The sequence below is a fragment of the uncultured Porphyromonas sp. genome (genome assembly GCF_934359325.1).
Classification (GTDB): Bacteria; Bacteroidota; Bacteroidia; order Bacteroidales; family Porphyromonadaceae; genus Porphyromonas_A.
Window position 1 is genome coordinate 1 of the sequence record NZ_CAKRLH010000099.1, and the last position, 5,941, is coordinate 5,941.

The window sequence follows — 5,941 nt, forward strand, 5'->3', positions numbered from 1 at the left end:
GTCACCTCCGGCTCGTAGGTGAGGTCGATGAGCAGCTGACCCGGGTGAAGTGCGTCGTAGGGTAGAGGAGGCTTGGCACCGGGGTACTTGGCGCTGCCAAGTGGCGTCGCATGTACGATCAGCGGGGTGTGGGCGAGCTGCTCAGGGGTCAGGTGGTCGTAGGTGAGTCCGCGGCTCCTCGAGACCGTCTCGGAGGGGATGCCCAGCTGCTCAAGTGCCACCCTTACCGCCCTCGAGGCGCCGCCGCTTCCGAGGATCAGGGCGGAGGAGGGCAGAGGACCGGCGCCGATCTCCTCTCGGAGTGAGGCAGCAAAGCCCTCCACGTCGGTATTGTAGCCGGTGAGGAGCCCCTCTCGGCAGGTGACACAATTGACCGCACCCACCGCTGCTGCGAGCGGATCAAGACGGTCGAGGTAGGGGATGATGGCGGTCTTGTAGGGCGTGGTGACGTTGAAGCCGTCCCAGTGGTCAGTCCGGCGGACTTCGGAGACAAAGGGCTCCACCTCGGGACGATCGATGAGCCGGTAGGTGGAGCCGAGGAGTCCCTCGCGGTGGAAGATTTCTTCGAAGAGCTTCGGCGACCGACTGTAGCCGATGTCGTGTCCGAGTAGGCCGAGGTGGTAGACTTTTTTCATCACCTTCCGGAGCGATTACGACTTTACCTCACCCCAACTGCTGCGGTCGAGCTTGCGGTAATTGACCGCCTCGCCGATGTGGTGGGTCAGCACCTCGGGCGATCCCTCCAGGTCGGCGATGGTGCGCGACACCTTGAGGATCCGGTCGTAGGCGCGTGCCGAGAGGCCATAGTGGTCCATGGCGCGGCGGAGGAGTTCCCGCCCGGCGGAGTCGATGCGGATGTACTCCTTCATCAGAGCGGGGGTCATCTGGGCATTGGTGTAGATGCCGGGGATATCCCTGTAGCGCGCCGATTGTATCGCCCGCGCCCGTAGCACTCGCTCACGGATCTCGGCACTCGACTCGCCCGGCTCTCGCGACGAGAGCGCCTCGAAGGGTACCGGCACGATCTCCACCTGGATGTCGATGCGGTCGAGTAGGGGACCGGAGAGGCGTCCGAGGTAGGCGGAGATCTGCCCGGGGAGGCAGGTGCAGTCCTTTGCCGGGTTATTGTAGTTGCCGCAGGGGCAGGGATTCATCGATGCCACGAGCATAAATGAGGCGGGGAAGGTGATCGTCCCGCGAGCTCGTGAGACGGTGACGATCCTATCCTCGAGCGGCTGACGAAGCACCTCCAGCACGTGACGGGAGAATTCCGGCAGTTCGTCTAGGAAGAGCACCCCATTGTGCGCCAGCGAGATCTCGCCGGGCTTGGGGTAGGTGCCGCCGCCGACCAAGGCGACGCCCGAGGTGGTGTGGTGGGGGGAGCGGAAGGGTCGCTGCGTCATCAGCCCGCTGTCGGGGGGCAGCACGCCGGCGACGGAGTGGATCATCGTCGTCTCGATGGCCTCCTCCTTCGTCAGCGGAGGGAGGATCGCCGGAAGCCGCTTCGCCATCATCGACTTGCCGCTACCGGGTGCACCCACCATGAGGATGTTGTGATTGCCTGCCGCAGCCACCTCCATGGCGCGCCGCACCTCCTCCTGCCCCTTTACGTCCGCAAAGTCGAGCATACTGTCTATCGAGGTGACGAAGTCCGACTCTGAGGTGTGGTCGGTCACCACGTCCAGTGTCCCGGTGCCGGAGACGAAGGCGAGCACCTGCGTGAGCGTGTCGGCGGCGTAGACGGTCAGCCCATTGACGACCGCCGCCTCGCGAGCGTTGGCGCGGGGGACGATGATGGCGCGGAAGCCCTCCCGCACCGCATTGATCGCCATCGGGAGTATGCCGTGGATCGGCTGTATCTGACCGTCGAGGGAGAGCTCCCCCATCACCACCACGTGCTCCAGTGGGGAGAGATCCAGGGGACACATCAGTCCGGCGAGGACGACGGCGAGGGGCAGGTCGTAGGCGGCGCCCTCCTTGCGGATGTCGGCGGGGGACATATTGATGATGTAGCGCCGCCGCTTCCAGGCGATGCCGGACTCCAGGAGTGCTGCCTCGACCCGCTCCCGGCTCTCCTTCACCGCCGTATCGGGCAGCCCGACGAGCGTGTAGCGCACGCCGTCCTGGCACTGCGCCTCTATGGTGATCGTGGTGGCGGAGAGTCCGTTGACCGCCTGACCGTAGATCTTGGCGAGAGCGTGGGAGGGACCTCTCTCTGCCTCTTCTTGATCGCCGGGGTAGCTGAGGTCGTCCGATAGTTCGATCATTTTCTCTTACTCTTCTTCAGGGGAATGGTGTCGTGGGCGATGATGTACCGGGTCAGCTCTGGGAGGTCCGAGGGGCGATCGATGACGCTCATCAGCGTGTCTACGACGAAGTAGGCGGGGAGCGTCTCCGCCCGGAGGTTGGTAGCGAGGGTAGACGCCTCGCCGATACTGTCGCTGACGATGAGCGTCCTGCGGTCGGGCTTGGGGAGGAAGGGCGCACTCTCTCCCTGACCGATCAGGAGGAGGATGCTCTTGACACCCAGGCTGTCGGCGGTGTGGTAGAAGGGGCGGAGCAGCGTGCTGTCCAGATCGCTCTCCCTGAGCGCCAGCACCGCCATGAAGTGATCGGGCTTGATGAAGTCCTTGGTGATCCTCTGCTCCTCGCCAAACCAGTCGGGGAAACGACTCACTCCGGTCTCGCGACTCAGCCCGAGGGCACTCATAAGATCGAAGTGGCTGTATCGCGCCGTGGAGAGCAGTCTCTCGAGGAGCGACCGCTCCTGATCGGGATATCGCCGCAGTCCATCGAGGGCGTAGAAGAGACTGAGTCGGCGACCGCTCATCCGCCCATAGAAGTCCCTCAGGTCTGGAGTAATACTGTCCCCCGCCTCGGTGATCAGACGCTGCCACTCCATCACCTCATCGGCGTAACGCGCTCCCTCGATCTTGCCGGGGCGGTACTTCAGCTTGGTGGTGTCGGGGATCAGGACGGTCTCTATCAGTCCGGTGGTGTCGGTGAGGACGAAGAAGTCCAGCGTGTCACGGTCGTAGCGCGCCTTATACTTCCCATCGATCGTGTCTATCCTGATGGCGGTCGTGCCGTAGGTGTAGAGAAGCGCCGGATGCGTACCGGGACGGAGATCGACGGTGAGGGGACTGCCGGCCCGGTCCTTGCGGCCACAGCCGACGAGGGTCAGCAGCAGGGTGGTGAGTAGAAGGAGAAAGGGCTTACTATGCCTCATAAGACTGTAGGATAATGGTGTCATAGATCAGTGCTCGCTCCCAGTCGGGAATGTCGTACTTATCGAGCAGAGCGAGCGGCTCCCGGAGTCGGTCCGGGCTGATCTCCCCTCGGCGCAGAGCGTCGGAGAGGAGTGCGATGCCCTCTGTCCGCTCTCCCGAGGCGATACGAGCGACTCCCTCGTAGAGTGGAAGGGAAGAGGAGTGGGCGCGCTTGACCGCCTCCTCCGACTGACCCGACTCGAGGAGTAGGGCACAGAGCGTCTCGGAGATTTCCTTATCCTCCCCGTCGGCGAGGAAGTCCGCCTTGTAGGCCGCCTGGAGTGTTTCCTCCGGTTCTCCCCGCTCTCTCAGCAGTCGTACCCGCTCCGCTACCAGACGGACCCTACCCGGACCCTCCACCTGATCCTCCGCCTGACGGATGAAGTCGATGGCGTCGCTCTTCCGACCCAGTTTCACTAAGAGTGAGACCACCCTCTCTGCCGTACCGCTCCGCATACCCTCCTCGCGGATCGCCTCCTCCAGGGCGTGGAGCGCCTCCTCGTCCCGGTCGTCCATCATGCAGACCACCGCTATGCCGCGCCACACCTCACCGGAGTGGCTCCCGTAGTCCCGCTGAGATCGCTCGTAGAGCCGCCCCGCCGAGCCGTAGTGACCATCGTGCGCCACCCGCAGGGCGAGGTCGCAGAGCTGATCCTCGGTGTAGAGGTCTGCCGCCCGGGTGAAGGGTCCGTCGAGGACGAATGGATGTCCCTCGAAGGGACTGATGAAGTCGCTCGCGTCACTGAAGAGCGTGTAGAAGCGGTAGGCCCCGAAGAGGAAGTCCCTCATCTGCTCCCGCAGCGTCATCGGCTCGCTCTCCCCGAGAGAGACCCCTGCCGGCAGATCCATCTGCGGGATCATCCGGTCCAGACCCGGGATGAGGGAGAAGGAGTAGCGGTCGGAGGAGACCAGTCGCCGACCACCGAATAGCGCCGTCCCCCAGTCGGCCAGCATCCTCACATTCCCCTCGATCAGGTCAGGGTGGGTCGGGATATAGGGGTAAAACCAATGTGCAGGGCTGCTGAAGAAGGGGAAAACCTTAAGATTCTTCACCGACGAGTACTCCATGTCGAAGCGGTCCTTCTGCATATCCCCCAGTCGTCCCATCGCATCGGCGAGGAGGCTCTCTATCTGATCGTCCTGGTGCTCATCGAGGCTGTGGTAGAAGTTCTGCACCTGATCCTCCATCGTCGCCCCCGGCATACCGCGCAGATGCTCCCCGAGTCCCTGCAGCTTCGGCAGCACCTCCTCCGTAAAGATCCGGTCGTTCCGCTCCGTGGAGTAGGTATTGTAGAGTTCCTCCACCGCCATATGGAGCTCCTCCCGCAGCCGTCGCAGTGCGGCGAGACCACGCTCCGCCAGCTCCGGGTAGAGCCTCACGATCTCGCTCTGATGCCGTCGTCCGCCCATCAGCAGTGCAGGTAGGGCGATCGCCACATCCGCCGGCTCGCGAAACTCCAGCACCTCGATGAGAAGAAGGACCTTGGCGGGATCAAACTCCTCACACAGCCCGACAAAGAGCCCCGAGAGAATGATCCGCCGCTCAATGCCGTCGGTGGACTGTCGGATCGCCTCACAGTCCGCCTCCGTCAGCCGGTCGGTCGCCCAGAGGTAGTCGAAGAGCCGATCCAGTCGGTCGAAGTACCCCGGCTCCCGCCGCATCAGCGGACGCCTCAGATCCTCGGCAAAGTCGTACCCCTCTCCCAGCCGCTCCCTCGCGGCAATGCAGCTGTAGGGCAGCCGCACATTGATCTCCCGCTCACGCCGTATCAGCGCCATCAGCTCGCGCCCGATCCGACGCAGGATCTCATCCCGAGAGGGATCCTCCGCCCCTCGTGCGTAGTAGCTGCAGAGGAGCCGGTAGGTCTCACTCAGCTGCTCGAGCCGGCTCTTCTCCGGCAGAGAGCCCTCGCTCAGCATCCTGAGGGCGAGGGCGTAATTGCCCCGCAGGGTCTCCTCGACAAGGAGCCTGCTTCGGGCATCGGTATAGTCTTTCATCTCGTTCTCCGAGGTGGAGTAGGGGTGTCTCATAGGCAAGGCTTAGGACGTCGTGACGTGAAGGGGATCAAGGTAAAAGAGGAGGCTGCAGGCGAGGAGCAGCAAGCCGACGACGATCGTGGCGATGCGGCTGCCCTTTCGCCCAAAGACACGGAGCCAGATCTGCGCCTGAGGATTGGAGAAAAACCACTCTCTGTTAGCGATACCGACCCAGAGGGCCAGCAGCCCGGGGAGGACAAACATCCCCACCACCGCGATCTCTATCAGCAGCCTGGCGGTCATAGGAGCGCTCAGTCGACGGTGAGACGGCGCGCCCGTCCGTCGTTGATGATCTCAATGTGGAGCGTCAGAGCCTCCTCGTCGAGGAGCGGCGTCACCACCTCCGGCCACTCGATGAAGCAGTACTCGCCGCTCTCTATGTACTCCTCGAGGCCGATGCGGTAGGCACCCGCCAGGTCATCGAGCCGGTAGCAGTCGATGTGGTAGACGGCGCGATCGTCCTCGGTGTGGTACTCGTTGACGATCGCAAAGGTGGGACTGCTGGTCACCTCCTGGATCCGGAGCAGCTTGCAGATCTCATCGATCAGCGTTGTCTTGCCCGCCCCCATAGGTGCATCAAAGGCCCAGACCCGGTGGTCTCCAAACTTCTCTAAGAGCTCCTCCGCCACCTCAGG

The 5,941-nt window shown here is 63.5% G+C and carries 6 protein-coding genes; all 6 read right to left on the reverse strand.

Annotated elements, in window-relative coordinates; translation table 11 throughout:
• Positions 1-635 (reverse strand): shikimate dehydrogenase (gene aroE, locus Q0F21_RS04835; RefSeq protein ID WP_297237907.1); only part of this gene is annotated, 635 nt, incomplete at its 3' end.
• Positions 636-650: 15 nt separating this feature from the next.
• Positions 651-2,267 carry a YifB family Mg chelatase-like AAA ATPase gene (locus tag Q0F21_RS04840; protein ID WP_297237909.1) on the reverse strand — a complete coding sequence of 539 codons (1,617 nt, stop codon included), beginning with the start codon at positions 2,265-2,267 and terminating at the stop codon, positions 651-653.
• Positions 2,264-3,229 (reverse strand): hypothetical protein, encoded by a 966-nt coding sequence (locus Q0F21_RS04845; RefSeq protein ID WP_297237911.1) that lies wholly within the window; start codon positions 3,227-3,229, stop codon positions 2,264-2,266. Before Q0F21_RS04845 ends, Q0F21_RS04840 begins: the two co-directional genes overlap by 4 nt.
• A complete protein-coding gene (locus Q0F21_RS04850) occupies positions 3,219-5,300 on the reverse strand; it encodes a hypothetical protein (RefSeq protein ID WP_297237913.1) in 2,082 nt (693 codons plus the stop codon). The genes Q0F21_RS04845 and Q0F21_RS04850 overlap by 11 nt, the downstream gene beginning before the upstream one ends.
• A 9-nt stretch (positions 5,301-5,309) precedes the next feature.
• Positions 5,310-5,549, reverse strand: a complete 240-nt coding sequence (locus Q0F21_RS04855) for an Imm17 family immunity protein (protein WP_018107254.1) — start codon at positions 5,547-5,549, stop codon at positions 5,310-5,312.
• An 8-nt stretch (positions 5,550-5,557) separates the two neighbouring features.
• On the reverse strand, positions 5,558-5,941 hold a 384-nt coding region (gene tsaE, locus Q0F21_RS04860; RefSeq protein ID WP_297237916.1), incomplete at its 5' end, for a tRNA (adenosine(37)-N6)-threonylcarbamoyltransferase complex ATPase subunit type 1 TsaE.

Coding starts and splice junctions, on each gene's coding strand:
- Q0F21_RS04855 (WP_018107254.1), bottom strand. CDS start 5,549: ATGACCGCCAGGCTGCTGATAGAGATCGCGGTGGTGGGGATGTTTGTC.
- Q0F21_RS04845 (WP_297237911.1), bottom strand. CDS start 3,229: ATGAGGCATAGTAAGCCCTTTCTCCTTCTACTCACCACCCTGCTGCTG.
- Q0F21_RS04840 (WP_297237909.1), bottom strand. CDS start 2,267: ATGATCGAACTATCGGACGACCTCAGCTACCCCGGCGATCAAGAAGAG.
- Q0F21_RS04850 (WP_297237913.1), bottom strand. CDS start 5,300: ATGAGACACCCCTACTCCACCTCGGAGAACGAGATGAAAGACTATACC.